Source organism: Anaeromicropila populeti (genome assembly GCF_900112775.1).
GTDB lineage: Bacteria > Bacillota > Clostridia > Lachnospirales > Lachnospiraceae > Anaeromicropila_A > Anaeromicropila_A populeti.
The window spans coordinates 249,795-275,780 of sequence record NZ_FOYZ01000002.1; the positions used below are offsets into that span (position 1 = coordinate 249,795).

Annotated in this window: 36 protein-coding genes and 1 other annotated feature; of the genes, 34 read left to right on the forward strand and 2 right to left on the reverse strand. The window is 34.3% G+C overall.

Translation table 11 applies throughout. From position 1 onward, the window contains the following. Positions 1-59 precede the first annotated feature (59 nt). The 32 genes from BM305_RS03340 to tyrS all read left to right on the forward strand — a co-directional run bounded on the left by BM305_RS03340 (position 60) and on the right by tyrS (position 21,215). Positions 60-704 (forward strand): adenylate kinase, encoded by a 645-nt coding sequence (locus BM305_RS03340; protein WP_092559282.1) that lies wholly within the window; start codon positions 60-62, stop codon positions 702-704. A 3-nt stretch (positions 705-707) separates the two neighbouring features. Further along, the gene (gene map, locus BM305_RS03345; RefSeq protein WP_092559283.1) at positions 708-1,463 is read left to right on the forward strand and encodes a type I methionyl aminopeptidase; all 756 of its coding nucleotides are present in this window, start codon (positions 708-710) and stop codon (positions 1,461-1,463) included. Between the two features lie 4 nt (positions 1,464-1,467). Next, complete coding sequence (locus BM305_RS03350) at positions 1,468-1,734, forward strand: KOW domain-containing RNA-binding protein (RefSeq protein WP_092559284.1); 267 nt, start codon at positions 1,468-1,470, stop codon at positions 1,732-1,734. Between the two features lie 33 nt (positions 1,735-1,767). Beyond that, positions 1,768-1,986 carry a translation initiation factor IF-1 gene (gene infA, locus BM305_RS03355; RefSeq protein WP_092559285.1) on the forward strand — a complete coding sequence of 73 codons (219 nt, stop codon included), beginning with the start codon at positions 1,768-1,770 and terminating at the stop codon, positions 1,984-1,986. A 98-nt stretch (positions 1,987-2,084) separates the two neighbouring features. Further along, the gene (gene rpmJ, locus BM305_RS03360) at positions 2,085-2,198 is read left to right on the forward strand and encodes a 50S ribosomal protein L36 (RefSeq protein ID WP_073278632.1); all 114 of its coding nucleotides are present in this window, start codon (positions 2,085-2,087) and stop codon (positions 2,196-2,198) included. 323 nt (positions 2,199-2,521) lie between these two features. Continuing rightward, complete coding sequence (rpsM, locus tag BM305_RS03365) at positions 2,522-2,890, forward strand: 30S ribosomal protein S13 (protein WP_092559286.1); 369 nt, start codon at positions 2,522-2,524, stop codon at positions 2,888-2,890. A 110-nt stretch (positions 2,891-3,000) separates the two neighbouring features. Next, the gene (gene rpsK / locus BM305_RS03370) at positions 3,001-3,396 is read left to right on the forward strand and encodes a 30S ribosomal protein S11 (protein WP_092559287.1); all 396 of its coding nucleotides are present in this window, start codon (positions 3,001-3,003) and stop codon (positions 3,394-3,396) included. A gap of 145 nt (positions 3,397-3,541) precedes the next feature. Then, the gene (rpsD, locus tag BM305_RS03375; RefSeq protein ID WP_092559288.1) at positions 3,542-4,135 is read left to right on the forward strand and encodes a 30S ribosomal protein S4; all 594 of its coding nucleotides are present in this window, start codon (positions 3,542-3,544) and stop codon (positions 4,133-4,135) included. 54 nt (positions 4,136-4,189) lie between these two features. Beyond that, a complete protein-coding gene (locus tag BM305_RS03380; RefSeq protein ID WP_092559289.1) occupies positions 4,190-5,146 on the forward strand; it encodes a DNA-directed RNA polymerase subunit alpha in 957 nt (318 codons plus the stop codon). Positions 5,147-5,167: 21 nt separating this feature from the next. Further along, positions 5,168-5,704 carry a bL17 family ribosomal protein gene (locus BM305_RS03385; protein ID WP_092559290.1) on the forward strand — a complete coding sequence of 179 codons (537 nt, stop codon included), beginning with the start codon at positions 5,168-5,170 and terminating at the stop codon, positions 5,702-5,704. Between the two features lie 127 nt (positions 5,705-5,831). Next, complete coding sequence (locus BM305_RS03390; protein WP_092559291.1) at positions 5,832-6,713, forward strand: energy-coupling factor transporter ATPase; 882 nt, start codon at positions 5,832-5,834, stop codon at positions 6,711-6,713. A 12-nt stretch (positions 6,714-6,725) separates the two neighbouring features. Then, positions 6,726-7,589, forward strand: coding sequence for an energy-coupling factor transporter ATPase (locus BM305_RS03395; protein ID WP_092559292.1), 864 nt, complete (start codon positions 6,726-6,728; stop codon positions 7,587-7,589). Beyond that, entirely contained in the window at positions 7,586-8,392 is an 807-nt protein-coding gene (locus BM305_RS03400) for an energy-coupling factor transporter transmembrane component T family protein (RefSeq protein WP_092559439.1), read from the forward strand. Before BM305_RS03395 ends, BM305_RS03400 begins: the two co-directional genes overlap by 4 nt. Positions 8,393-8,419: 27 nt before the next feature. Further along, positions 8,420-9,160, forward strand: coding sequence for a tRNA pseudouridine(38-40) synthase TruA (truA, locus tag BM305_RS03405; RefSeq protein WP_092559293.1), 741 nt, complete (start codon positions 8,420-8,422; stop codon positions 9,158-9,160). 219 nt (positions 9,161-9,379) lie between these two features. Continuing rightward, positions 9,380-9,820 (forward strand): 50S ribosomal protein L13, encoded by a 441-nt coding sequence (gene rplM, locus BM305_RS03410; RefSeq protein WP_092559294.1) that lies wholly within the window; start codon positions 9,380-9,382, stop codon positions 9,818-9,820. Between the two features lie 26 nt (positions 9,821-9,846). Next, positions 9,847-10,239, forward strand: coding sequence for a 30S ribosomal protein S9 (gene rpsI, locus BM305_RS03415; protein ID WP_092559295.1), 393 nt, complete (start codon positions 9,847-9,849; stop codon positions 10,237-10,239). A gap of 923 nt (positions 10,240-11,162) precedes the next feature. Then, positions 11,163-12,263 carry an AAA family ATPase gene (locus BM305_RS03420; RefSeq protein WP_242940438.1) on the forward strand — a complete coding sequence of 367 codons (1,101 nt, stop codon included), beginning with the start codon at positions 11,163-11,165 and terminating at the stop codon, positions 12,261-12,263. Then, positions 12,264-12,797 carry an RloB family protein gene (locus tag BM305_RS03425; RefSeq protein ID WP_242940439.1) on the forward strand — a complete coding sequence of 178 codons (534 nt, stop codon included), beginning with the start codon at positions 12,264-12,266 and terminating at the stop codon, positions 12,795-12,797. Next, positions 12,791-12,946, forward strand: a complete 156-nt coding sequence (locus BM305_RS19430) for an RloB family protein (RefSeq protein WP_242940440.1) — start codon at positions 12,791-12,793, stop codon at positions 12,944-12,946. Before BM305_RS03425 ends, BM305_RS19430 begins: the two co-directional genes overlap by 7 nt. Before the next feature lie 135 nt (positions 12,947-13,081). After that, positions 13,082-13,216, forward strand: a complete 135-nt coding sequence (locus tag BM305_RS03430; protein WP_330393417.1) for a DUF4160 domain-containing protein — start codon at positions 13,082-13,084, stop codon at positions 13,214-13,216. Positions 13,217-13,233: 17 nt separating this feature from the next. Continuing rightward, the gene (locus tag BM305_RS03435; RefSeq protein WP_092559298.1) at positions 13,234-13,509 is read left to right on the forward strand and encodes a DUF2442 domain-containing protein; all 276 of its coding nucleotides are present in this window, start codon (positions 13,234-13,236) and stop codon (positions 13,507-13,509) included. 10 nt (positions 13,510-13,519) lie between these two features. Then, the gene (locus BM305_RS03440) at positions 13,520-13,717 is read left to right on the forward strand and encodes a DUF4258 domain-containing protein (RefSeq protein ID WP_092559440.1); all 198 of its coding nucleotides are present in this window, start codon (positions 13,520-13,522) and stop codon (positions 13,715-13,717) included. Beyond that, positions 13,698-13,928, forward strand: coding sequence for a type II toxin-antitoxin system MqsA family antitoxin (locus BM305_RS03445; RefSeq protein ID WP_092559299.1), 231 nt, complete (start codon positions 13,698-13,700; stop codon positions 13,926-13,928). Before BM305_RS03440 ends, BM305_RS03445 begins: the two co-directional genes overlap by 20 nt. 701 nt (positions 13,929-14,629) lie before the next feature. Next, positions 14,630-15,973, forward strand: a complete 1,344-nt coding sequence (gene ltrA / locus BM305_RS03450) for a group II intron reverse transcriptase/maturase (RefSeq protein WP_242940441.1) — start codon at positions 14,630-14,632, stop codon at positions 15,971-15,973. Between the two features lie 164 nt (positions 15,974-16,137). Beyond that, on the forward strand, positions 16,138-16,404 hold the full coding sequence (locus BM305_RS03455; protein WP_092559300.1) for a type II toxin-antitoxin system Phd/YefM family antitoxin: 267 nt from the start codon (positions 16,138-16,140) through the stop codon (positions 16,402-16,404). Next, a complete protein-coding gene (locus BM305_RS03460; protein WP_092559301.1) occupies positions 16,397-16,660 on the forward strand; it encodes a Txe/YoeB family addiction module toxin in 264 nt (87 codons plus the stop codon). The genes BM305_RS03455 and BM305_RS03460 overlap by 8 nt, the downstream gene beginning before the upstream one ends. Positions 16,661-16,977: 317 nt before the next feature. After that, positions 16,978-17,253, forward strand: coding sequence for a type II toxin-antitoxin system Phd/YefM family antitoxin (locus BM305_RS03465; protein WP_092559302.1), 276 nt, complete (start codon positions 16,978-16,980; stop codon positions 17,251-17,253). Further along, complete coding sequence (locus BM305_RS03470) at positions 17,228-17,563, forward strand: type II toxin-antitoxin system RelE/ParE family toxin (RefSeq protein WP_092559303.1); 336 nt, start codon at positions 17,228-17,230, stop codon at positions 17,561-17,563. The genes BM305_RS03465 and BM305_RS03470 overlap by 26 nt, the downstream gene beginning before the upstream one ends. A gap of 72 nt (positions 17,564-17,635) precedes the next feature. Then, positions 17,636-17,845 carry a hypothetical protein gene (locus BM305_RS18755; RefSeq protein WP_177214524.1) on the forward strand — a complete coding sequence of 70 codons (210 nt, stop codon included), beginning with the start codon at positions 17,636-17,638 and terminating at the stop codon, positions 17,843-17,845. Between the two features lie 383 nt (positions 17,846-18,228). Further along, positions 18,229-18,429 carry a RhuM family protein gene (gene rhuM, locus BM305_RS03475; RefSeq protein WP_330393418.1) on the forward strand — a complete coding sequence of 67 codons (201 nt, stop codon included), beginning with the start codon at positions 18,229-18,231 and terminating at the stop codon, positions 18,427-18,429. Then, positions 18,423-19,349, forward strand: a complete 927-nt coding sequence (locus BM305_RS03480) for an aminoglycoside phosphotransferase family protein (protein ID WP_092559305.1) — start codon at positions 18,423-18,425, stop codon at positions 19,347-19,349. Before rhuM ends, BM305_RS03480 begins: the two co-directional genes overlap by 7 nt. Before the next feature lie 286 nt (positions 19,350-19,635). After that, positions 19,636-19,888, forward strand: a binding site (T-box leader). 115 nt (positions 19,889-20,003) lie between these two features. Then, on the forward strand, positions 20,004-21,215 hold the full coding sequence (tyrS, locus tag BM305_RS03485) for a tyrosine--tRNA ligase (protein WP_092559306.1): 1,212 nt from the start codon (positions 20,004-20,006) through the stop codon (positions 21,213-21,215). 395 nt (positions 21,216-21,610) lie between these two features. On the opposite strand, the gene BM305_RS03490 is transcribed toward tyrS, so the two are convergent. Both BM305_RS03490 and BM305_RS03495 read right to left on the reverse strand, forming a co-directional pair. Next, a complete protein-coding gene (locus BM305_RS03490; protein WP_092559307.1) occupies positions 21,611-21,820 on the reverse strand; it encodes a heavy-metal-associated domain-containing protein in 210 nt (69 codons plus the stop codon). A gap of 23 nt (positions 21,821-21,843) precedes the next feature. Continuing rightward, on the reverse strand, positions 21,844-22,053 hold the full coding sequence (locus tag BM305_RS03495; protein ID WP_092559308.1) for a cold-shock protein: 210 nt from the start codon (positions 22,051-22,053) through the stop codon (positions 21,844-21,846). A gap of 292 nt (positions 22,054-22,345) precedes the next feature. Between BM305_RS03495 and BM305_RS03500 the strand changes: the two genes are divergently transcribed. Together BM305_RS03500 and BM305_RS03505 are read left to right on the forward strand one after the other, a co-directional pair. Next, complete coding sequence (locus tag BM305_RS03500; RefSeq protein WP_092559309.1) at positions 22,346-24,058, forward strand: methyl-accepting chemotaxis protein; 1,713 nt, start codon at positions 22,346-22,348, stop codon at positions 24,056-24,058. 234 nt (positions 24,059-24,292) lie between these two features. Continuing rightward, on the forward strand, positions 24,293-25,936 hold the full coding sequence (locus BM305_RS03505) for a glutamate synthase-related protein (protein WP_092559310.1): 1,644 nt from the start codon (positions 24,293-24,295) through the stop codon (positions 25,934-25,936). Positions 25,937-25,986: the final 50 nt, after the last annotated feature.

Genomic DNA, 25,986 nt, shown 5'->3' on the forward strand with positions numbered 1-25,986 from the left:
CAGCTAAAAGTTTTTGTAAAGTAAGTTATGTAAGATTTGAAATCGGAGGTAAATATTTTATGAAAATAATAATGTTAGGCGCACCTGGTGCTGGAAAAGGGACACAGGCAAAAAAAATAGCTGATAAGTATAATATTCCACATATATCTACAGGTGATATTTTTAGAGCAAATATTAAAAACGGAACAGAATTAGGCATAAAAGCAAAGACGTTTATGGACCAGGGGTTATTGGTGCCAGATGAATTAGTAGTAGATTTAGTGGTAGACAGAGTAGCTCAAGATGATGCGAAAAATGGATATGTTTTAGATGGTTTTCCACGTACCATTCCACAAGCAGAGGCATTAGATAAGGCATTAGCAGCAATAGGTGAAAAAGTAGATTTTGCAATTAATGTAGAAGTGCCAGATGAAAACATTGTAAATAGAATGGCTGGACGCCGGGCATGCTTAAATTGCGGCGGTACTTATCATATTGTGCATATTCCTACAAAAGTGGAGGGAATCTGTGATGCATGTGGAGGGACTCTTGTATTAAGAGAGGATGACAAACCAGAAACAGTTCAGAAGCGTCTTACAGTATACCATGAACAGACACAGCCACTTATTGACTATTATACAGTAAAAGGTATTTTAGTAGAAGTAGATGGAACCAAGGATATGTCAGAAGTGTTTGAAGCAATTGTAAAGGTTTTAGGTGAGTAAAGTATGTCAGTGACAATTAAAACTGAAAAAGAAATAGAACTGATGAGAGAGGCTGGGAAAATTCTGGCTATTGTGCATGATGAGTTGGAAAAATTTTTAAGACCTGGTATTTCTACATTAGATATTGACAAGAAGGGCGAAGAAATTATTCGCAGTTATGACTGTATACCTTCTTTCCTTAATTATAATGGATATCCAGCATCAATTTGTGTGTCAGTGAACGATGAAGTGGTACATGGCATTCCTGTTGCTGATAGAATTATTCAGGAAGGGGACATCGTAAGTCTGGATGCAGGTGTTATTTACAAAGGGTATCATTCAGATGCAGCAAGAACGCATGGTGTAGGTGAAATCAGCCAAGAAGCAAAGCATTTAATGGATGTTACAAAAGAAAGCTTTTTTCAAGGTATTAAATATGCCAAAGAAGGGAATCATTTACATGATATCTCAAAAGCAATTCAGGATTATGTAGAAGCAAATGGATGTTCCGTGGTAAGAGATCTGGTAGGGCATGGAATTGGAACAAATCTTCATGAAGAGCCACAAATACCAAATTTTAAGCCAAAGGGACGTGGAATGAAGCTTCAGGCAGGTATGACACTAGCAATTGAGCCGATGGTTAATGCTGGCGAATACGATGTCTGGTGGCTAGAGGACGACTGGACAGTTGTTACAAAGGACAGTTCGTTATCCGCTCATTATGAAAATACAATTCTGATTACTCATGGTGAACCAGAAATTTTATCTATAACGAGGTAATAGGATGGCAGACTTAAAGAGAGGCATGCTTGTACGGTCAAAAGCTGGACATGACAAAAATGAATTATTTGTAATAATTGAAGTAGTAAATGAATATGTTTATTTAGTTAATGGTAAGCAAAAAACTCTGAGTAAGCCCAAAAAGAAAAAAGTGCAGCACATACAGATTACAAATTATGTAGATGAAAATATAAATGGGAAGCAGAATGAGGAGCTTAATGATTCATATGTGCGCAAGCTGATTAAGAAGTTTGATGCTGGTTGTGAATGAAATAGTATGTATGTTTTAGGAGGTAGTTAAGAGATGTCAAAATCTGATGTTGTTGAAATCGAGGGAACTGTAATTGAAAAGTTACCAAATGCAATGTTTCAGGTAGAACTTGAAAATGGTCACAGAGTATTAGCTCATATTAGTGGAAAGTTAAGAATGAACTTTATTCGTATCCTGCCAGGAGATAAAGTTACATTAGAATTATCTCCATATGATTTAACAAAAGGCAGAATTATTTGGAGAGATAAATAAGTAGAGAAAAAAATTGCTAGGATGTAAATTTCTTCTTGCATTTATTTTTACGTTATGCTAAAATAGCAAGTGGACTTTTGCGAAAGGAGAGAATTACGATGAAAGTAAGGTCATCTGTAAAACCAATTTGTGAAAAATGCAAAATCATTAAAAGAAAAGGAAGCGTTAGAGTAATCTGCGAAAATCCTAGACACAAACAAAGACAAGGCTAAGACAAATCATTGTTTATGATTGGATGATTCGTAGATACATTCAATATATAGATAGTCTTGCTTTTTGTGTTACAATGCCTTAGGGCACGTATGATTTGCATACGAAGAGTATTCCATCAGAATACTCGGATGTGATACTGTGAACAGCCTGATTAGCTGACTAAAATATTTTCACCGTCATGAAAAGATTTTAGAGGAATACGCAGGAAAATGCGATATTCTTTCATGGTTTAAAGCGGCTGATGTAATGGCACGCTCGGATATGTTGTCATTACATTTATAATCAATCAAAACAACTTAATTATTAATGGAGGTTAACGTACATGGCTCGTATTAATGGTGTAGATTTACCAAGAGAAAAACGTGTAGAAATCGGTCTTACGTATGTATATGGTATCGGTAGAGTGAGTTCCAACCGTATATTAGCAGAAGCAAACGTTAGTCCTGACACTCGTGTGAAGGATTTGACTGACGAGGAAGTTGCGAAAATTCGTGACGTAATTGATGCTTCTTATACTGTTGAAGGTGATTTAAGAAGAGAAATTGCGCTTAATATTAAGAGACTTCAGGAAATCGGATGCTATAGAGGAATCCGTCATAGAAAAGGACTTCCTGTTCGTGGTCAGAAAACAAAGACAAATGCAAGAACCAGAAAAGGTCCTAAGCGTACTGTTGCTAATAAGAAGAAATAATTCTTAGTTAGTGAAATAATGCGCAGTGTATTACTGTGCAATTGATGAAGTTTAAATGATGAAAAATTCAGACAAATAAAATAAATAAAATCCAATAGGAGGGTTTGTCAATGGCTAAAAAAGTAGCAAAAAAAGTGACTAAAAAACGTGTTAAGAAAAACGTCGATCGCGGACAAGCACATATTCAGTCATCTTTTAATAATACAATCGTTACGCTGACAGATTCAGAAGGTAATGCTTTATCTTGGGCAAGTGCAGGTGGATTAGGTTTCAGAGGTTCTAGAAAGTCTACCCCATACGCAGCTCAGATGGCAGCTGAAACAGCAGCAAAGGCAGCAATTCCACACGGTTTAAAATCCGTTGAGGTTATGGTAAAAGGACCAGGTTCAGGAAGAGAAGCAGCTATCCGTGCACTTCAGGCATGTGGTATTGAGGTTACAAGCATCCGCGACGTAACTCCAGTTCCTCACAATGGCTGTAGACCACCAAAGCGCAGACGTGTATAATACTGGTGTAGCAAGAATAGATACGAATTTATTGTAAAGCAATATGATTTGTACAGATATAAAAATCAAGGAAGTCTGACGGCAGCGTAACATCGAAGTCGCTGCGCAGTTCGATATTGTGAATATAAATTAGGAGGTAAATTCGATGGCAATTGATAGAAGTCCAGTTCTTAAAAGATGTAGATCTCTTGGTCTTGACCCAGTTTTTATGGGAATTTCAAAGAAATCCAACAGAAATGCCAGAACAGGAAAAAAACAAAGTGAGTATGGTCTTCAGTTAAAAGAAAAACAAAAGGCAAAATTTATTTATGGAGTATTAGAGAAACCTTTTAGAAATAACTTTGCAAGAGCTCAGAAAATGAAATTTGGTACAACTGGTGAAAACTTAATGATTCTTCTTGAGTTAAGATTAGATAACGTAATGTACAGATTAGGTTATGCAAGAACTAGAAGAGAAGCAAGACAAATTGTAGATCATAAGCATGTATTAGTAAATGGTAAACAAGTTAACATTCCATCTTACACAGTAAAAGTTGGAGATGTTATTGAGATAAAAGAAAAGCACAAATCAGCTCAAAGATATAAAGATATCCTTGAAATGACAGACAGCAAAGTAGTACCAGCATGGTTAGATGCTGATCATGCAAATTTATCTGGTACTGTAAAGGAAATTCCTACAAGAGAACAAATTGATGTTCCTGTAAATGAAATGCTTATCGTCGAGTTATATAGTAAGTAATCTGTGTAACAACGTGATTTTAACAGCATATAAACCCAAAAGGAGGGTCCATTCGTGTTTGATTTTGAAAAACCCAAAATTGAGATTGCAGAGATTTCTGAAGATAAAAAATACGGACGTTTTGTAGTAGAACCTCTTGAAAGAGGTTATGGTACAACTTTGGGTAATTCTTTACGAAGAATTATGCTTTCATCCTTGCCTGGTGCAGCAGTCAGTCAAGTAAAGATTGATGGAGTTGTTCATGAGTTCAGTGCAATCCCTGGTGTTAAAGAAGATATTACTGAAATTATTATGAACATTAAAAGCTTGGCAATCAAAAATACTAGTGAAACAAACGAACCTAAAACCGCATATATAGAGTTTGAAGGGGACGGTGTTGTAACTGCTGGTGATATTCAAGTTGATCCAGATATTGAAATACTGAATCCAGATTTGGTAATAGCTACAATAAGCGGAGTGGATAGCAAGTTATATATGGAATTAACAATTACAAAGGGAAGGGGTTACATCAGTGCAGACAAGAATAAAAACCCTGACCTACCAATCGGTGTAATACCAGTTGATTCAATATATACTCCAGTTGAACGTGTAAACCTTACTGTGGAAAATACTCGTGTAGGACAAATTACAGACTATGATAAGCTTACTTTAGACGTGTTTACAAATGGTACACTTGAGCCAGATGAAGCAGTTAGTTTAGCTGCTAAAGTGCTCAGTGAACACTTGAATTCCTTTATTGACCTGTCAGAGAATGCAAGAACAGCTGAAATTATGGTTGAAAAGGAAGACAATGAAAAAGAAAAAGTACTTGAAATGAACATTGATGAGTTAGAACTTTCTGTACGTTCTTATAACTGCCTGAAAAGAGCAGGTATTAATACGGTTGAGGAATTAACGAATAGAACTGCGGAAGACATGATGAAAGTTAGAAATCTCGGAAGAAAGTCATTAGAAGAAGTTTTAGCAAAATTGAAAGAATTAGGTTTACAATTAAACTTAGGTGACGAATAATAAATAGAAGGAGGCACTCAAATGGCAGGCTATAGAAAACTTGGTAGAACATCAAGCCAAAGAAAAGCTTTGCTTAGAAATCAAGTAACAAATTTGCTTTATAATGGAAAAATTGTTACTACAGAAGCAAAGGCGAAAGAAATTCGTAGAATAGCTGAGAGTATGATTGCGTTAGCTGTAAAGGAAAAAGATAATTTTGAGACTGTTACAGTTATGACAAAGGTACCTCGTAAGGATAAAGATGGCAAAAGAGTGAAAGATACAGTTGATGGAAAGAAAGTAACTGTATATGATGAAGTTGAAAAAGAAATTAAAAAGGATATGCCATCCCGCTTACACGCTAGAAGACAAATGTTAAAAACACTTTATGCTGTTACTGAAGTTCCACAGGATAACGCTGGAAGAAAGAAGAACACAAAGAAAGTGGATATGACACAGAAATTGTTTGATGAAATTGCTCCAAAATATACAAGCCGTAATGGTGGTTATACTAGAATTGTTAAAATTGGACCACGTAAGGGCGATGCAGCAATGGAAGTTCTTATTGAATTAGTATAATAAAACATTTATAATGGACAGGTGAGGAATATCTTACCTGTCTATTTTAGTATGTCAGCATAATTTGCATTCTGCATGCAAAGGTTTAAGAAAGATTCCTATTTAAGAAAAGGATAGGTTGACCAAGATGGATATTGTAAAAACAAAGGAATTAGTATATGAATATATTCGAAAGAGGGAAGACGGGTCGATTGAAGCAGTTAAGAGAGCGGTCGATGATGTAAATATAACCGTAAAAAAAGGCGATTTTGTTGCTATTTTGGGGCATAATGGTTCTGGAAAATCTACACTTGCAAAGCAATTAAATGCTATTTTAGTACCTACAGAGGGAACCATATGGATTGATGGAAAGGATACAAAGGATGAAAGCCTTATCTGGGATATCAGACAGACAGCAGGAATGGTATTTCAAAATCCAGATAATCAGATTATTGCTAATGTGGTAGAGGAAGATGTGGGATTTGGACCAGAAAATTTGGGAATACCTACAGAAGAAATTTGGAAGCGGGTAGACGAAAGTCTAAAGGCCGTTGGAATGACAGAATATCGTTATCATTCACCTAATAGGCTCTCAGGTGGTCAAAAGCAGCGAATTGCTATAGCTGGGATTCTGGCTATGAAGCCATCTTGCATTGTTTTGGATGAGCCAACAGCCATGTTAGATCCGAATGGAAGAAAGGAAGTATTGCAAGCATTATTAGATTTGAATAGGAAAGAAAAAATAACAATTATCTTAATAACTCACTATATGGAAGAAGTAATTCATGCGGATTCGGTTATTATAATGGATAAAGGTAAAGTAGTAATGGAAGGTACACCAGGACAAATTTTTCAGCAGGTGGAAAAGCTTCAGGAACTACGGTTAAGCGTTCCACAGGTTACAGAACTGGCTTATAGGTTGGAAAAGGGCGGACTTTTAATAAATAATAAAGCAATTCTCTCTGTGGATGAGCTAATAGAGGAACTTATAAAATGGAAAAAGACATCCCAATGTGTTAATAGAAAATAGGATGGTGAAAAAATGTCAATACGTCTAGAACATGTAAATTATGTATATTCTTCTGGAACGGCTTATGAAAAGCATGCCGTAAAGGATTTAAATATTACAATTGAAAGTGGCGAATTTATTGGAATTATTGGGCATACAGGATCAGGAAAATCAACACTGACCCAGTTGTTAAATGGATTAATTAAAGCAACGGATGGTCATATCTATTATAATGATAAAAGTATATATGATAAGAAGTTTGATATGCGTCAGCTGAGAGGGCAGGTGGGACTAGTTTTTCAATACCCAGAGCATCAGTTATTTGAAACTTCTATTATAAGGGATGTTTCCTTTGGGCCAGCTAATATGGGATTGGCAAAGGATGAAATCGAAAAAAGAGCAAAAATGGCACTGATGCAAGTTGGAATAGGAGAAGATTTATTTGAAGCCTCTCCTTTTGAACTTTCAGGTGGACAGCGGAGAAGAGCCGCTATAGCTGGCGTGCTGGCAATGGAGCCGTCTTATTTAATTTTAGATGAACCTACAGCTGGGCTAGACCCTAAGGGAAGGGAAGAGATTCTTGAATTAATAAGATGGCTGCATGAGACAAGGCATATTACAGTACTGCTTGTGTCTCATAGCATGGAGGATGTTGCAGAATATGTGAATCGAATTATTGTGATGAATCATGGTCAGATAGCTTTTGATGGAGTACCCAAGGAAGTATTTAAGAATTACAGGGAGTTAGAAAAGATTGGACTTGCTGCTCCTCAGGTTACTTATGTGATGAACCAGTTAAAAGATAACGGGTTTCAGGTTGAAACGGATGCAGTAACGGTAGAGGAAGCTTATGAGGCAATCAAGGTTTGGGCAAGGAAAGAGGGGGTGATATTATAATTCGTGATATTACAATTGGTCAATATTATCCTGCCAAATCAGTACTACACAGTTTAGATCCAAGAGTTAAACTAGCAGGAACTTTTTTATACATTATTTCTTTATTTATATTTGAAAGTCTGTCAGGCTATGTATTGGCTGGACTTATTCTTCTTCTGACAATAAAAGCATCCCACGTTCCCTTTTCCTACATTGTAAAGGGATTAAAAAGTGTAGTATTTGTCATGATGTTTGCAGTATTTTTTAATGTATTTTTTTCTCATGGCCAACATCAGCTTGTAAAGTATGGAGTGATTAGTATTACAGTAGAGGGAATTGAACTAGCATGCTTTATGGCAATACGGTTGGTTTATCTGATATTAGGTTCTTCCTTAATGACATTTACAACTACACCAAATCAGCTTACAGATGGATTAGAAAAGGCACTGGCGCCGTTGAATAGACTAAAAATTCCAGTTCATGAGATTGCCATGATGATGTCAATTGCCTTACGATTTATTCCTATTCTATTAGAGGAAGCAGATAAGATAATGAAGGCACAATCTGCAAGAGGAGCTGATTTTGAAACAGGAAATCTTATGACCAGAGCAAAAAGACTAGTTCCATTACTAGTCCCCCTATTTATTTCTGCTTTTCGCCGGGCAAATGATCTGGCCATGGCAATGGAGGCAAGATGCTATCGTGGAGGGGAAGGTCGTACAAAAATGAAGCCTTTAAAATATAAAAGACTGGATTATGTAGGATATTCTTTAGTAGCCTCCTATCTGGGAATTGTGTTTGTTATTGAGAATTATATTATTTAAATAAATCAATGGTAACGAAGGGTGCTTATGAAAAGAGTAAAATTAATTGTAGCCTATGATGGTACAAATTATTGTGGGTGGCAGCAACAGCCTAATGCCATAACAGTAGAAGGTATTTTAAACGAAGCATTAACCAGCTTGTTAAAAGAGGAAATAAGAGTAATTGGTGCCAGCCGGACGGATTCAGGTGTGCATGCCAAAGGAAATGTTGCTGTATTTGACACCTGTTCTCCTATTCCTGCTGAAAAAATTAGTTATGCATTGAATCAGCGGCTTCCAGAGGATATTGTGATTCAGAAATCGGAAGAGACTTCTTTGGAGTTTCATCCAAGACGCTGTAATTGTGTAAAAACTTATGAATACAAAATTTTAAACAGTGATTTTCCCAGTCCAACACACCGCCTTTATTCGTACTTTGTTTATAAAAAGCTGGATTTAGAAAAAATGAAACTAGCGGCAACATTTTTAGTAGGGGAGCATGACTTTAAAAGTTTTTGTTCCATTCACGCCCAAGTGGAAAGTACAGTCCGCACAATTTATAGTATTGAGTGGAAGCAGGACAAGGATTTAATCCACATCATTATTTGTGGAAATGGTTTTTTATATAATATGGTACGTATCATAACAGGAACCTTAGTTCAAGTAGGTATGGGCTTTTATCAGCCAGAACATGTCAGAGAGATTTTGGAGCTGAAGGATCGGAAAGCAGCTGGTCCAACGGCACCAGCAAAAGGACTTCAGCTGAACGAAATTAGATATGAAGTGTAAGATTAGGACGATAAATTTATAAAAAATGTCATGGAAAAGCAATACAGGGTATTGACACAAGCCTATGTTTGTCGTATAATATTTAACTGTGGCATGCTATCTGAAAAATTTTGGATGCATTCCGATAATTGATGCGAAAATACTAAATCCATGCCCCGGTAATAGTATTTTAACATATAAATATTTTTATTAAGGTAGTATTTTCAAGGAGGTAAACCGATGAAGAGTTTTATGGCTAATCCGGATAAATTGGATAGAAAATGGTATGTTGTTGATGCAACAGGTCAAACATTAGGACGTCTAAGTTCTGAAATTGCTAGTATATTAAGAGGAAAAAATAAACCAACATTTACACCACACGTTGATACTGGTGATTATGTAATTGTTGTTAACGCAGATAAAATTAAAGTGACAGGTAAGAAAATGGATCAGAAGATCTATTATAATCACTCTGATTATGTAGGTGGTATGAGAGAAACTACATTAAGAGAGAAAATGGCAAAGAAGCCAACGGATGTTATTTACCTTGCAGTTAAGGGTATGCTTCCAAAAGGACCTTTAGGCAGATCCATGATTACTAAATTACATGTATATGCAGGTCCAGAGCATGACAATGCAGCTCAGAAACCAGAAGTTTATGAAATTAAGAAAAGATATTAATGAGAGCGTGAAAGGAGGAAATAACATTGGCTAAAGCAAAGTATTATGGAACAGGAAGAAGAAAAAGCAGTATTGCAAGAGTATATTTAGTACCTGGTACAGGTAAGATTACTATTAATAAAAGAGATATGGATGAGTATTTTGGTCTTGAAACATTAAAATTAGTAGTATGCCAGCCTTTAGAGCTGACAGAAACTTCAGATAAGTTTGATGTATTAGTAAACGTTCATGGTGGAGGATTCACTGGACAGGCTGGTGCAATTCGTCATGGTATTTCAAGAGCGTTATTACAAGCTGATGCTGATTACCGTCCTGCTTTAAAGAAAGCTGGTTTCTTAACAAGAGATCCAAGAATGAAAGAAAGAAAGAAATACGGCTTAAAAGCAGCTCGTCGTGCACCACAGTTCTCAAAGAGATAAGAAAAAATCATACAAAGCTATTCAAAACCTTGCAGACAAAATGTTTGCAAGGTTTTTTTACATATAATAAAGTGAAAAAGTAAGATGAAACAATCAAAACTAATACAGGAGAGAACAGTTAGAGAACAAGCAAGGAACAAAACATAATTTTAGTAAGCGCCTAATCTGCCCCCGGATAGCATTCCTCAAAAATTCATGCCATAATTAGAGATAATCACTCCAACTATCCTGAAGTTTCTCATTCAATGCTGGAGACGTTTACTACAACATTGAGGAGGATGCCAAATGGCTAACAAACGATTATATTATGAAGAAATTTTTGACCTTGTCATGTAGTCTGGTTAATTCCTTTGCTTCATGTAATTCTAGTTTCGGAGTTTTACTTTTACCAAGAAGAAAATCATAAGAGCAATCTAGAGCTTCTTCTATTAATTTCAATGTATCAATGGAATAAAAAACTTTACCAGAATGTACTTTTTTAGACTAGAAAGTCCAATTCCTGTTTTGAAAGCAAATTCTTCTTATGTGGATCATAGAATTGCTACAAAAAGTTGAGTCTAGTGTACTGCAAGACACGCGATAGCGACGTCGAGGTATTATTGCAACTTTTCAGGGGATAAAATGCCCTAAAACCCCTCATATATTTCATGTGGCTACACTTTCTTTAGCCAAAATTCATTTCTGGCTGTACTTATTCTGAAATCAATGGGTGTAAAAAATGTAACCATAATTAAAAAGTAATTCTATATTAATAAAATTGAGAAAAAATCGAAAATACTTTGACATAGAATAAGAAAAGCGGATATAATATAAAAAGGAGGTGCTAAAATATGTTAGTGCAGTTTTTACTGAAAAATGTTTTATCTTTTAGGAATGAAACAATATTAGATTTGACGTCAATTAATGCGTATAAGGAACATGAAATGAATTTAATTGATATAGGAACAAAGGAAAGGTTTCTTCGAGTAGCAGCAATATATGGTGCAAATGCAAGTGGAAAATCTAATTTATATTTAGCAATGAAGTATTTGCAGAGAATTATTGTTGAATCACTTAATAATGTTGATAATGGTAATGTAACGGCAATTAAAAAATATTATTGCCCATTTTCTTTAGAAAACAACACAGAGAATTCAGAATTTCAAATTGTCGAGATTATAGATGAATATGAATATAGGTATGGTTTTGAGTATAATAATGAATATATTGAAAACGAATGGCTATATAGAAAGAATACTAAAACAAATAGAACTTCTATTATTTTTGAAAGGTCAAAGGATTTTGTAGAATTTGGCGCTTCGGTAAAAAAATACTGTGATGTATATAAAGATCAAATTCCACCAGAAACATTGGTTCTATCTTTTTTTAATAAACTAAAATTGAAATCTGATATATATAAAATTGTATACTCTGCAATTTTGGATACGTTAGCAGTACCAACTAATTTTTGTGAAGATACAGAAATTTTAGAACGTATTTTGCCAAACGTAATTGAACAAGAAAAAGAAAAATTAGTGAAATTTTTAATGGCAATTGATACGGGGATAAAAGATATTTCATATAAATCTAGCGAAAAAGAAATTGAGTTTTATACAACACATTTGGGAAAGGATGGAAATGATTACACATTAACTTTATATGATGAATCAGAAGGTACGATAAAAAGTATAATGATTTTTATATATGCTCAAATAGCAATAAAGAATAATCGTTCTCTTTTTATAGATGAGTTAAATATAAAACTACATCCACTATTGCTAAAATTTATTGTGGATTTATTTTATGACAATGGTTCAACTGCTCAGCTGATATACACCACTCACGATACTACATTATTAGATAAAAGATTTTTCAGGAGAGACCAAGTTTGGTTTGTACAGAAAGATGAATTTGGATATTCAGAATTACTGGCTTTATCTGACTTTAAAGTAAGGCCAGATGCCTCATTTGAAAAAGATTATTTGGCGGGAGTTTATGGAGGTATTCCACTTATTAAGGAATTTGAAATGAAGGAAGGTGAATAAGTGGGAACCGATAATTTGTTTAAAAAACGTAGAGAGGATCGTAAGAAAAGAAATTTTGCATTCAAGTCACCCAAGGCAAATTCGTTTCTTATTGTTACAGAAGGAGAACGAACAGAGCCTTTGTATTTTAAAGGAATAAAGGAAATAATTCAATTAAAAATTGGAGGAGCGGTTGAAGTTATTGAACTTCCGACTATTGACATACATGGAGAAGGATGTTCTACAGGAACATTAATAGAAAGAACGGACGAAATAGTTAAAAAGGCAAATATTATGTATCAAAATGTCTGGGTCGTTTTTGATAAAGACGATTTTGAGGATTTTAACCAAGCCATAAAATCTGGAATGGAAAAAGGGTATAAGGTTGCATGGAGTAATCAATCTTTTGAATACTGGATTTATTTACATTTCAATTATAGTGATGCTGCGTTGCACCGACACGAATGGAATAAGAAGTTGGATGAAATATTTGATCAAAATAAGTTGAAAGATGGAAAGTATAAAAAAATTACGAGGATATATATCAGTTGCTAAGTTTAAACGATGGAGTAAATACAGCTATTAAAAATGCTAAACGTAGAATGGCTGATTTTAGAGAAGAATATGATAAACCATCAGATTATGATCCAGGAACAATGGTTTATAAATTGGTTGAAGAATTAAAAAGATATTTAGAAGAGTAGATCCAAAAAGAAGTATCTAAGCCACTTCCAGCCCCACATTCTCTTTTCTAAGAGATAATTATTTCTGCAACGCAGGATATATCAAAACAACTAAGAACCTCTCAAGCCATTGTTGATAATTGTTATGCTAGAATAATTAAAGGCACATTGCCTTCCAGACAACTTAAATTGATTTTAGCATGGTGTGTAATTCATCAAGATGAATTAATGCAAAATTGGGAATTATCGAAAGATGGAAAACCATTGAATAGAATAAGTCCACTGGTATAAGTCGGAGGTGAAAAACTATGTTTCCAGAAATAGTTCAAGTGGTTCCAAATGAAAATTACACAGTTACAATTTATTTTGAAGATGGAAAGGCTGTTTTATATGACATTTCTCAATTATTGGAGAAAGAGATGTTTCAACCATTAAAAGATAAGAATTTTTTCATAAATGCATATACTATAATAAACGATACATTAGCATGGGATTTGGCAGGTAATAGGGATGTCAGCAAGTGTATTGATATTGATCCTGAAACACTTTATGCATTACAAGCGATAGATGATAGAACTGCATAAACGAAAAGATATGAGACTTTTTGATATGTTTCCCTTTCCAAGCTGTTTGATATTAGGGTATACATCAGATAAAAGACCAATACACATTGTACTGAGTGATGAAGAAACCGCATCTAGAATCATCACAGCATATAATCCATCAATAGAAAAATGGAAAGATGATTATAAAACAAGAAGGAGTGACAATTATGAGGTGTATGAGTTGTAAAACAGAAGGAATGATTGATGCAAGTACAACATATTTTGCCCAGTTGAATAATTGTTATGTTATTATCGAACATGTCCCTTGCAAGAAGTGTGATCAATGTGGGGAAGAATTTATTACGGTATCGGTCATGGAAAAAATAGATGAAATTCTAGAGCGCATTGAAAAGGTTTCAAGTAAGGTATTTATTATGAATTATCATACGGCTGCCTAAAGTATAAATGCCCTCAAAAATTCAGGATGTATAGTGTTTTAAAAAATCAGTTTGTAAACATGTCACAACACCTCAGTAGAGAACAAGAAGCGAACAACCACCATATAAAATGCTAATTATAAAGGGTTCTAGGTTATCAAAGAGATAGTCGTCTTTTACGAGATTTCAATTACAAAATTCAAATCCTCAAGACAGAAATGTTTTGGGGATTTTTTTTATGTGTGCCAGGCATGGCACTAATCTAGCTAGTGAAAGTCTAGCCACGGGTATTTACCGCCAAGTGTAGTGAACCACAAGTTGGTGCCAGTAATGGTATAGATGAAGGAAGTGGTGTAACGAAGTTCTTGAGCCTACGAACAGAAACTTGATAAGGCGATTAGGTGGGTGAGGTTGCATAGCAAATCTAAGCCCAAAAGGTAAACGTAAACCGAAGTTGTAAATCAAGAGGTTGTGGAATGAAAGATTAGTGTCTTACCCTGGGAGACCCTACCCACATATCATGGAGATAAATCTCCTTTCAGATATGGGCGAAAAAGGTTTGGGGAGGGAGTCAGATGAAGTTATAGTAGGCATAACAGCTGAAGGACTGAAGCGATTTATAGTACAAATCGCTACTTATAAAATAATACATTAGCCAGAAATCAGATGAATAAGAAGAGTAGGAACGTAACCGAGGGATATTATTTATATTGGGAGGGGCGATGTGTAGGAATCTTATAGTAGAAAGAGGAGTAACAACAATGGAATTAATGGAAGTGATAGTAACAAAGGAAAATCTAAACCGAGCGTATAAAAAGGTAGTTGCTAATAAAGGTGCAAGCGGGATAGATGAAGTTACAGTAAAGGAATTGGGAAACTATATCAGAGAAAATCAAGAAATAATTATAAGTTCGCTTAGAAACAGGACTTATTTTCCAAAACCAGTACGCAGAGTGTATATACCCAAAAGTAATGGTAAAAAGAGACCGTTAGGAATACCAACTGCATTAGATAGAACAATTCAGCAAGCAGTAGCACAGCCAATATCGGATATTTATGAGAAGATATTCAGTGAGTTCAGCTACGGTTTTCGACCAAACAGAAGTTGTCACGATGCAATCAAACAAGCACTGGAATACTTGAACAGTGGATATGAATGGGTAATAGATATAGATATTGAACAGTTCTTTGATAAAGTAAATCACGATAAATTAATTCAAATTCTTAGAGAGCAAGTAAATGATAGCAGTGTCCTAAATCTCATTCGTAAATACTTACGAGCAGGAGTAATGGAAAAAGGAATAATCAAAGCCACCAAAACCGGCGTACCTCAAGGTGGACCTATTTCAGTTATACTTTCAAATGTGTATCTTGACAAGCTAGATAAGGAACTGGAGCAACGATGTCTGCGTTTCGTAAGATACGCAGATGATGTGCTGATATTCACGAAAAGTGAAGTTGCAGCCAATCGAGTTATGGCTTCCATATCAAGTTGGATAGAGAGAAAACTATTTTTGAAAGTAAATGCAACAAAATCCAAAGTAGTCAGACCGACGAGAAGTAAGTATCTAGGATTCACGTTCTTAAAGAATGGTGGAGAATGGAAAGTAAAGCCTACAAATGAGAAGAAAGTGAAGTTATATCAGGTATTACGTGAGTATCTTAAAAGAGGAAAAGCAATTTCAAGACCCTTAGCAGTTACGATTAAAAGAGTAAATCAAATCGTTATGGGTTGGATTAATTATTTTCGAATTGGAATGATGAAACAATTTATAGATGAGTTTGGACAATGGCTAAGACATAAAATAAGAGTAATTGTTATAAAACAATGGAAAAAGCCTAAAACCATTTTCAGAAATTTAGCTTATCTAAATAGAAAACATAAGAATGGATTTAATAACGAAAGTATCTTCAAAGTTGCTAATTCAAGATTAGGTTGGTACAAAAGATGTAGTATGGATGTAGTAAACTACATTTTAAGTCCTACACTGCTTGAAACAAAAATAAAGGACGGAGCTGGTTTGCTCAATCCTTTAAAATATTATCTAAGAAATGTTGGAATATAAGTTGTAGAGCCGTATACGAGACCCGTACGTACGGTTCAATGAGAGGGAAATAATTCTTAGCAATTATTTCTCTACTCTATTATTTAGCATATACTATTATTGACGTACGACTTATTGTACGTTATAATTAGTGTACAGAAAAGTGTACGTAAGGAGGTGCTTTTATGTTAGCTGTTAACTATACAACGTTAAGAGAAAATATGAAGACATATATGGATAAAATTACCGATGACTATGAGACAATGATAATTACAAGGAAGGACAATAAAAATGTTGTTATGATATCAGAAGAGTCCTATAACAATATGATGGAAAATATATATGTAATGGGAAATAGTAGTAATTATGATTGGTTGATGGAATCAAAGGCTCAGTTAGAAAATGGAATGGTATCTGTACATGCTCTTCCTGAGGCAGAAGCTGATGAATAAAGTATTTACGAAAAATGGATGGGATGATTATATTTATTGGCAGACGGAAGATAAAAAAACATTAAGAAAAATAAATCAATTAAATGAAGATATCGCTAGAAATGGAAATGAAGGAGTTGGGAAGCCCGAAGCATTAAGTGGAAATCTGGCTGGCTTTTGGAGTAGAAGAATTAATGATAAAGATAGGCTGATTTATAAAATTGACCAGGAAAATATTTATATATTGGCTTGTAGATATCATTATGGTGATAAGTAATATACTGATATATTTTGAACTTCTAATGAAGGCGTAAGATAGCAAAATGTTGCTATGGGTAACAAGCACGTAACTAACACTAGACTAAAAGAATCCAGCATTTATGCGGTTCTACAGTTCGCATACACCTATCAAAGAGATAATTATTTCAGCAACGCAGGATATATTAAAACAACTAAGAACCTCTCAAGACATTGTGTCTTTGGAGGTTTTTTATATAGTAATAAATAAATTTCTTGAACAAATGGCATAATAATGATAAAATAATGATAATAAAAAGTAACTGTAGCATATAACAAATCAAGGAGGCGAATCTTATGATACAAATTAGACCGATTTCTGATTTAAGAAATAAATTTACTGAGATAGAGAAAGAAGTGAATAAAGGTGAACCAGTATATTTGACTAAAAATGGATACGGAACGATGGTTGTTATGAGCTTAGAAAAATATTCAGAGCTTACGGATGAAATTGAATTAAAGTTGGACGAAGCGGATAGATTTGCGGATGAGTCCAGTATTAGATATTCAAATGATGAGGTTTTTGGAGGAATAAGGGAGGTATTGCATGGTTCAAAAGCAATACAGGCTTAGTTATCTTCCTTTATTTTATGATGACTTGTTGAAAGCAGTTAATTATATTATGTTGAAGCTAAAGAATGAACAGGCAGCAGAAGAATTACTTAATTTAACTGAAATGGAAATTAAAGAAAGGTTAAATGCTCCAGAATCTTTTGAAAAATTTCAATCTATGAAAGAACGTAAACATCCTTATTATCGGATATATGTAAAGAATTTTATTGTATTTTATGTGGTGATTACTGATGAAAGTGATAGTAATATTGCAATAATGGAAGTACGTAGATTTTTATATAATAGACGTGATTTAGAAAAAGTATTATAGTAAATACTATATTAAGCATGAAACGTCCTGTGACGTAGTAAAATGTCGTGGGTGCGAAACGTATGTGCAACATTGAATGCTAAAAACCTTGCATTTCCGGGCATTTCTGAGCTTAGAACGGTTGACAAAGAGATAGACTGTGCTGTATTTGGAATCGTTCAAAACCGCATATTTACTGGCTTCTTGAAATTCTGGAATGTCGTGAAAAGGCGTGGATTGGATACGGTATCTAATACACAACTAACCAAAATATTGGATGTTTTCAAAGCCTTTGGGTGTTGAGAACATCCTTTTTTTGATGTGAATTTGTTGGAGTTCAAACCACAAATTCTGGAAAAGGTTCAGGAATAATCATATTGTTCATTTTGCACTCCTTATTTCAAGTTCCATATGATATGAAATTTGTATTGTGGGATTAGATTAGGTTAATAGCCTTTACCAACTCTTGTACATCAAAGTGGGTATTCACTTTTTCTGTCAAAGACATGGCTTCCGAATGTCTGGTTTGGGAGTTTTACTTTACGAGAACAAAAATCATAAAGTAAGCCAATGTAAAATTTTGTTGTAGTTTCAAATCGTTTTGATATAATAGAACTATAAGCACTTTTGTGCGAAAACAGATTTATTTCTGTTGGATTTAAGGGTAATTCAACACGATCAGTGAAATTTTTACTATTGTACAAAATAAACTCCACTTTGCGATTCATGGACATACAGCAGCAGAGGTGATTGTAAATAGAGTAGATGCAACAAAGGAACACAGGGGTTTGACCACTTGGAATAATGCACCAGATGGAAAAATTGTAAAGCGTGATGTGAATAAGAGCTATTTAATATTATGTAGACGGGAGTTAATAATGTGTTAGATTTAGAATGGGAACGATCAATACCAGTTATAGATGTAAAACTAGAGGAATTAAAAAATATATTTGCGGAATACGATAAGGAAATATCAATTATAGGCTTTAGTACGATACCATTAGGATGTCGAAATAGCAACTTTGTTGTTAATACTAATAAAGGAAAATATTTATTAAGGCTAGCTAATATTAGTGGCATTAATAACGAAATGCTTGCGTATGAATTAGTACAGGATAAGATTAATGTACCCAGGCTGTTGTATTACATCACGAGGAATGGAGTGGAGATTTTTATATATCAGTATATTAGCGGTGTTTCAATGCAAAAGCATATTATTGAATACAATCAATGTGACCGCGCTTTATTGGAACAAGTTGCTAGAGCTGCTGCTATCATTCATAATACTGCGAAAGAAAAAACTAAAAGTTTGTCAGAATTTGATCTACCACCTTTTAAAATGTGGTATCAATATTTTCTAGAAAATCCAATTGTAAGAACCCAATTAGATACTGAATTATGTGAAAGGATTCAGCGATTGGTGTTAGATAAACAAGAACTAATCACAGAAATAGATAAATACCAATCTTTTATCCATTGTGATTTTAGACCTGCAAATATGCTTGTTGACGAAAACAAACAAGTATTTTTTGTTGATTGGGAAGCTGCATGTATGGGACATTCTTTGGCAGATATAGGCCAATTTTTTAGATACCGCTCATTTTTTAAAGACACTCATTATAGACTTTTTGAGAAAGTCTATAATACATTTGCAATTGGGAAACTTCCAGAAAATTGGGTTGAGTTATCACTATTTAGAGATTTAGTTAATCCTTTGCAACTACTTTCATCAAATCAAGAAGCAACCTATCGGAATTCAGATTTAATCAACATAATTAAGAGAACATTAGCTTATTGGGATTATTAATATAGTAAGCAGTATAAACACAATTAGAATCTGTGTTGTTTTACCTTTGAAAATGGATAGTAGCTTACAACTTTAAATTTAACCAGCTATTTAGGAGAATGAAATATGTATATAATATAGGAAATCATGAGTTTAAAGAGTTATGGGATAAAGAATCAAGTAAGGAAAGGAATTAACATGGGTTTCAAAAGATTTAATTTGCCTTGACGATAATATAAAAACATGATAACATCTTTTTAATTAAATATTTGCACTACTAAGAATTATGATATAATTCGGAGTATAAGAAAAGGCTATGAAAAGAAAGAGTAGCATTTTCGAATCCAAACAGAAAGATGCCGGTTGATGAGAGGCTCATGGATAGAAAATGTGAATACATCTTGGAGCTGCGTACCGAACCGATTGAAGAAGTAGGCTACGACGGAGAGCACACCGTAATCAAGTGCAAGAGTATCGCTAAGGCCGTACTCGATGAGGTAGACAGTGTGAATTGTCTATAAACTTAAGGTGGTAACACGAGAGTAGCTCTCGTCCTTTTGAAAACATTAGGACGGGAGTTTTTTTAGTTATTAGATAGAACTAAGCTCTTTATTTTCAAGGTTTCTTATAGAAATTGCAAATATAAATAATAATATTTCAAGGAGAGATGGAACTATGTTAACACCAAAAGAACAAATAAAAATAATTTGTAAGGGGGTTCATCAATGTGTGAATCAAGAAGAGTTATTAGTAAAACTAAAGAAATCCTATGACAAGAAAGAACCATTGACCATTAAGCTAGGACTTGATCCTTCAGCACCAGATATTCATCTGGGCCATGCTGTTGTGTTAAGGAAAATCAGACAGATGCAAGAACTTGGGCATCAAGCCGTTATTATTATTGGCGACTTTACAGGGAAAATAGGAGACCCTACAGGAAAGTCAAAGGGGAGAATAGCGTTAACAGATGAGAAGGTAAAAGAGAATGCACACACATACTGTGAACAAATATTTAAAATATTAGATAAGGAAAAAACAATAGTAAGATTTAACAGTGACTGGCTTGCAAAATTAACATTTGAAGATATCATTAAGCTTGCTGCAACATCGACTGTAGCAAGAATGCTTGAAAGAGAGGATTTTAAAAATCGTTATAAAAATAGTGTTCCAATTGGCTTACATGAGTTTTTATATCCGCTAATGCAAGCGTATGATTCAGTAGAAGTGAAAGCCGATATTGAATTAGGCGGTACCGATCAAACATTTAATATTTTAATGGGACGTACACTTCAAAAAGCAATGGGGGTAGAACAACAAATTGCGTTATTTATGCCAATCCTGGAAGGCATTGATGGTGTTGAAAAAATGAGTAAAAGTTTAGGGAATTATATTGGGATTAGTGAGCCAGCAGAAATTATGTTTAAAAAAGTAATGGAAGTACCTGATAATTTAATAATGAAATATTTTGAATTAGCAACAGATGAGCATCCTAATGAAATTGATAAGGTTCAAGAGGAACTTTCTAATGGAACAAATCCAAGGGATATCAAGTTTAGATTAGCAAAAGTTATCACATCACTTTACCATACCGAGGACGAATTGCAAAAAGCTATTTCTTACTATGAGATGGCATTTAGTAAAAAGGCAATTCCCCATGATATACCAATACTACTTCTGGAAGATGAGAAGGATATACTTAGGGATATTATATCAAAATTAATTGAAATGGACTATGTGAAGAGTAAAAGCGAATTTATTCGTCTTATAAAACAAGGGGGAATTCAAATCAACGGTGAGAAAATCGAAGAAGATGAATTAAATAGAGTTTTGATAAATGAGGACGTTATTAAAATTGGTAAGAAGAAATTTATAAAAATCAATAAGTAATGATTATTAATTTTATAAGTTGCTATTCTCTATTAAAGAAATGGAATAAAGAATTAAATCGAGGAGCTGAAACATCAATGTGAGAAGGACTAATAAGCCTATTAGATTTAATTTAGAAAGGATTTACTTAAATGAACATAATAAAATGTCAAGTAAGTAAATCCTTATTTAGTATAAAACCTTACGGCTTATAAGACGATAAAACAGTTAAGTCTTATAAGCCTTACGTGCCAATCGGCTCATCTCCAACAACAATGTCTTCGTTAGCCTCTGTGGATTGAATGATTTGGTTACTATGATTTATCACCGTGGTTTCCTCCTGCATTCATATTGGTTTTACAATTATATTATGTGTAGATTACACATGTTTTATACATGAATTTACGAATTTTTATTTACAGGCTCTCTATTTTACAACCAACATTTTCGATACATGATTTAATGGTATTTTCATCTGTTGACTGATTGTAGCCTACTTCAATCGAACCTCTTCCAGCATCAATATTGACCATTGAAATTCCATCTATTTTAGATAATGCATTTTTAAGCTGGGTTTTAATCTCAGAATTTTGGATACCTGATATATTATAGTGAATTTTGTTCATAAGCCACTCCTTTAGAATATGATTTATATTTTATGGACATTAAAAGCACATAGGCCTTTGTCCTCTTGCCGGATGTCAAAATTGACAGATTCACCCTCATGTAAATCTTTATTATGCGTATTTTCTTTTACTTGTGAATGATGTACGAAAACATCCTGACCATCCTGGGCTGAAATAAAGCCATAGCCTCTTTCATTATCAAACCATTTCACTACACCAGTGTAACTGGACATGTTAAGAACCTCCTTTCAAAAATCTATAAATTTATTACTCATTTCAATGATAGTATTACCTTGCATATAAATAATAATGCAAAGTTAAAAACGTGCAGAGTATAAAAATAAATAGTGGATGAATTTTCTGATGTAAATACGATTAATTCTGTAACTTATTAAAATTATTATCTCAGAATGAAAGGAATCAGTTGAAAATATATTAATTTGATGATATGATTTATTTCAAATTCATAAAAAGTATTTACCATAGCAACTAAGAAGAACAATTCCATTAAAGGAGAGTAAGACTATGAATTGGTACAAAAATATTAAAATATCGGTCAAATTAATTTCTTGCATTGTATTTATTTCCATGATTACCGTTGTAGTAGGTTTGTTGGGGTTAAACTATATGGAAAAGTTTAATCGTGCAACAGAGATGGTGTATAGTAAAAGTGAATCAACATTGGTGAATCTAGAAACAGTAAAAAGTAATATGCTCTTAATTCGAATTGATGTAATAAATTTAGTAGAATCCGGAGATTCTACTAAGTTAGAATCAACGAAAACGGATATTCAGGACTTAAGAAATATTAATGAATCTTTATTTCAAGAATTTGAAACACAAATGTTGACAAAAGAAGAAAGCCAGATATATAACACTTTAAAAGAAGAAATGTCATTATTTCGAACAGCTGTTGACTTGGTTTTAGAAGATGTTTCAAAAAATGATTTTGAGAAAGCAGCTGTAGATTCAGACAGTGTTGCAGGATACCGCGCTCAAGTGACAAATACAATAAGTCTTCTGATAGAGCAGACAGATGTTAATATGGAAGCGATTATGTCAGAAAATGCAAATGATTTTTCAAGTATTAGAACAATAATGCTGATTGTAATAATTGTTTCATTTATTCTGGCAGTAGGACTGGGCAGTTTTGTTACACTTGGAATTAACTATCAAATTAAAAAAGCGCTGGGAGTTGCAGAAAAATTAGGAGTAGGAGATCTTTCAGTTCAAGTTGAGAACCCTTCCAAGGATGAAATTGGTATGCTGCTTCGTTCCTTGAATAAAGCAATTGAAAATCTAAGGAATCTGGTTTCAGAGATTGGGATATCTACAACTGAATTAAGTGCAAATAGTGAAGAAATATCAAGTACTGCTGAAGCAATAGGTCAAAGAATGGAGAGTGTGACTGAATCAACAAAAGAGATTACAGGTGCATCTGAAGATTTAAGTGCAACTGTGGAAGAAGTGAATGCATCGGCAGAAGAAATTTCATCTTCTGCACATGAATTAGCTGATATGGCAGACGGAAGTGAAGAATCCTCCAGTCAAATCAGAACTAGAGCACTGGACATTAAAAGCAAAGGACAGCAATCAATGGAAGTGTCGCAAAAGATGTATTCTGCAAAACAAGAAAGTATTTCCAAAGCTATAGAGACTGGAAAGGTTGTGAGTGAGGTACGTGTAATGTCTGATGCCATTGCGTCAATTGCTGCACAAACCAATTTATTGTCATTAAATGCTGCGATTGAAGCGGCCAGGGCTGGCGACGCTGGAAAAGGCTTTGCAGTAGTGGCTGAAGAAGTTAAGAAACTAGCAGAGGCATCCTCAGAATCGGTAGTTCAAATACAAAGTATTATTGGGGAAATTGAAGAAGCCTTTCAATTATTATCAGATAATGCATTGGATGTATTAGAATATTTGGCAACGGATGTAAAAGCAGATTATCAGTTGTTGATTGATACAGGCATGCAGTATGAAAAGGATGCCCTTCTTGTAAATGATTTATCAGTAAAAATTGCAGGAGCTTCAAAGAATATGCAGATTACAATAGAGGAAGTGACAAATGCAATTCAAAATGCTTCCGCAACAGCAGAAGAAACATCTGCAAGTTCAATTGAGATTTTACAGAAAATTACAGAAACAAGTTCTGCCATTACAGAAGTGACAAAAGCGACAAGTGTACAGGCTGAACTGGCAGAAAAGTTAAATTTACTGGTTTCACAATTCAGATTATAAAGTCAATCATAGAAATAGTACTGAAAGAGATAATAACCCTGCAAAAGTAATGTTTGTGGGGTTTTTTTGACAAACTTAATAAAATAAAGTCGAAACATATTGATACTAAATTATATTGCGTAAAATCATAAAATAACTTATAATTATTAAGTACGTAATAGGTACATAAAAATATACGCCAAAATTTTGGATGATTTATTTATCAACAAATCAGATTATAGGAGGAATTATAGTATGGAATACGCAAAACAAAATGACGTATTGGGAACAGTGAACAGAGGTAATCCAGCAGAATCAGGTCTTTGTACATTATGTCGTGCGGATTGTACCGGCCGCTGTGAAACATTTTTATCCAGTTTAAAAGGTAGAAAGATGCTCTATCCACGAGACTTTGGTACAGTAACGGCAGGAAGTTCCAATGTGAATCATGTAGGTGTTTGTTATAATAACCTGAGAATACAGGGCTTTAATTATGGTGCACAGGGTATGCCTGATGAGTCATCAAAAGATGCAGACAATTGCATTTTTCCAAATGTAAATCTGGAGACTGAGTTTGGTAATGAAGTAAAGACAAAAGTAAAAGTACCAATTATGACAGGAGCACTCGGTTCCACATTTATTGCAGCGAAGTATTGGGAATCCTTTGCTGTTGGTGCAGCATTAGTAGGTTTTCCAATTGTAGTTGGTGAAAATGTTGTTGGGATTGACAAACAGGCAGTAATTGAAAACGGAAAGATTAAACAGGCGCCTGAATTAGATCGCCGAATTGATACCTATCTGAAATATTACGATGGATATGGCGCAATTATTATTCAGATGAATGTTGAAGATACACGAAATGGCGTGGCTGAGTATGTGATTGAAAAGTACGGAGATAAGGCAATTATAGAATTAAAATGGGGACAAGGCGCAAAGGATATCGGAGGAGAAATTCAGGTTACAAGTCTGGAGTATGCAACATTTCTTCATGGACGTGGCTATATTGTAGATCCGAATCCAACAAAACCAGAAGTAATTGAGGCTTTTAACCATGGCTCTATTAAAGCATTTGCAAGACACAGCAGACTTGGTTACACTAATTTAAGTAACTATGAGCAGGTGAAAGAAGATTTTTATTCTGCGGTAGCTTATTTAAGAAATTTAGGATATAAGAGGATTACTTTGAAAACAGGTTCCTATGGAATGGAAGCATTGGCTATGGCAATTAAGTTTGCAACAGAAATGAAACTGGATTTACTGACAATTGACGGTTCAGGCGGTGGAACAGGAATGAGTCCTTGGAATATGATGGAAACATGGGGCGTGCCTTCTATTCATCTGCATTCAAAGGCATATGAATACGCGTCTGTTCTGGCAGCGCAGGGACATAAGGTTGTAGACATGGCTTTTGCTGGTGGACTTGCTAGAGAAGATCACATTTTTAAAGCATTATCCTTAGGAGCACCTTTTACAAAGTTGGTTTGTATGGGTAGAGCATTGATGATACCTGCATTTGTAGGTGCTAATATTGAGGGCGTTCTTTATCCTGATAGAAGAGAACGAATCAATGGAAACTGGGATGCTCTTCCTGCACATATTGTGAAAGAATTTGGAAGTTCAGCAGAAGAACTTTTTGCTGGTTACTATGACGTGCAGAAGAAGGTTGGAGCTGACGAGATGAAGAATATACCATTGGGAGCTTTAGGTGTATGGACTCTTTCTGATAAGCTGGCAGCAGGACTTCAGCAGCTTATGGCAGGAGCAAGAAAGTTTTCATTAAACGAATTGTCCAGAACGGATTTATTCTCAGCTAATAGAGAAACAGAATTGGAAACGAAGATACCATTTATGACAGATTATAATAATGAAATGGCATATAAAATATTAAATTCAAAATAATAACGTGCGATTAACTCCCGTTCTTTTGGAAACATTAGAACGGGAGTTTT

Excerpts from the sequence above, each read along its gene's own strand:
- BM305_RS03340 (WP_092559282.1), top strand. The coding sequence starts at position 60 with ATGAAAATAATAATGTTAGGCGCACCTGGTGCTGGAAAAGGGACACAG.
- map (WP_092559283.1), top strand. The coding sequence starts at position 708 with ATGTCAGTGACAATTAAAACTGAAAAAGAAATAGAACTGATGAGAGAG.
- BM305_RS03350 (WP_092559284.1), top strand. The coding sequence starts at position 1,468 with ATGGCAGACTTAAAGAGAGGCATGCTTGTACGGTCAAAAGCTGGACAT.
- infA (WP_092559285.1), top strand. The coding sequence starts at position 1,768 with ATGTCAAAATCTGATGTTGTTGAAATCGAGGGAACTGTAATTGAAAAG.
- rpmJ (WP_073278632.1), top strand. The coding sequence starts at position 2,085 with ATGAAAGTAAGGTCATCTGTAAAACCAATTTGTGAAAAATGCAAAATC.
- rpsM (WP_092559286.1), top strand. The coding sequence starts at position 2,522 with ATGGCTCGTATTAATGGTGTAGATTTACCAAGAGAAAAACGTGTAGAA.
- rpsK (WP_092559287.1), top strand. The coding sequence starts at position 3,001 with ATGGCTAAAAAAGTAGCAAAAAAAGTGACTAAAAAACGTGTTAAGAAA.
- rpsD (WP_092559288.1), top strand. The coding sequence starts at position 3,542 with ATGGCAATTGATAGAAGTCCAGTTCTTAAAAGATGTAGATCTCTTGGT.
- BM305_RS03385 (WP_092559290.1), top strand. The coding sequence starts at position 5,168 with ATGGCAGGCTATAGAAAACTTGGTAGAACATCAAGCCAAAGAAAAGCT.
- BM305_RS03390 (WP_092559291.1), top strand. The coding sequence starts at position 5,832 with ATGGATATTGTAAAAACAAAGGAATTAGTATATGAATATATTCGAAAG.
- BM305_RS03395 (WP_092559292.1), top strand. The coding sequence starts at position 6,726 with ATGTCAATACGTCTAGAACATGTAAATTATGTATATTCTTCTGGAACG.
- truA (WP_092559293.1), top strand. The coding sequence starts at position 8,420 with ATGAAAAGAGTAAAATTAATTGTAGCCTATGATGGTACAAATTATTGT.
- rplM (WP_092559294.1), top strand. The coding sequence starts at position 9,380 with ATGAAGAGTTTTATGGCTAATCCGGATAAATTGGATAGAAAATGGTAT.
- BM305_RS03420 (WP_242940438.1), top strand. The coding sequence starts at position 11,163 with ATGAATTTAATTGATATAGGAACAAAGGAAAGGTTTCTTCGAGTAGCA.
- BM305_RS03435 (WP_092559298.1), top strand. The coding sequence starts at position 13,234 with ATGTTTCCAGAAATAGTTCAAGTGGTTCCAAATGAAAATTACACAGTT.
- BM305_RS03440 (WP_092559440.1), top strand. The coding sequence starts at position 13,520 with ATGAGACTTTTTGATATGTTTCCCTTTCCAAGCTGTTTGATATTAGGG.
- BM305_RS03445 (WP_092559299.1), top strand. The coding sequence starts at position 13,698 with ATGAGGTGTATGAGTTGTAAAACAGAAGGAATGATTGATGCAAGTACA.
- ltrA (WP_242940441.1), top strand. The coding sequence starts at position 14,630 with ATGTGTAGGAATCTTATAGTAGAAAGAGGAGTAACAACAATGGAATTA.
- BM305_RS03455 (WP_092559300.1), top strand. The coding sequence starts at position 16,138 with ATGTTAGCTGTTAACTATACAACGTTAAGAGAAAATATGAAGACATAT.
- BM305_RS03460 (WP_092559301.1), top strand. The coding sequence starts at position 16,397 with ATGAATAAAGTATTTACGAAAAATGGATGGGATGATTATATTTATTGG.
- BM305_RS03465 (WP_092559302.1), top strand. The coding sequence starts at position 16,978 with ATGATACAAATTAGACCGATTTCTGATTTAAGAAATAAATTTACTGAG.
- BM305_RS03470 (WP_092559303.1), top strand. The coding sequence starts at position 17,228 with ATGGTTCAAAAGCAATACAGGCTTAGTTATCTTCCTTTATTTTATGAT.
- tyrS (WP_092559306.1), top strand. The coding sequence starts at position 20,004 with ATGTTAACACCAAAAGAACAAATAAAAATAATTTGTAAGGGGGTTCAT.
- BM305_RS03490 (WP_092559307.1), bottom strand. The coding sequence starts at position 21,820 with ATGAACAAAATTCACTATAATATATCAGGTATCCAAAATTCTGAGATT.
- BM305_RS03495 (WP_092559308.1), bottom strand. The coding sequence starts at position 22,053 with ATGTCCAGTTACACTGGTGTAGTGAAATGGTTTGATAATGAAAGAGGC.
- BM305_RS03500 (WP_092559309.1), top strand. The coding sequence starts at position 22,346 with ATGAATTGGTACAAAAATATTAAAATATCGGTCAAATTAATTTCTTGC.
- BM305_RS03505 (WP_092559310.1), top strand. The coding sequence starts at position 24,293 with ATGGAATACGCAAAACAAAATGACGTATTGGGAACAGTGAACAGAGGT.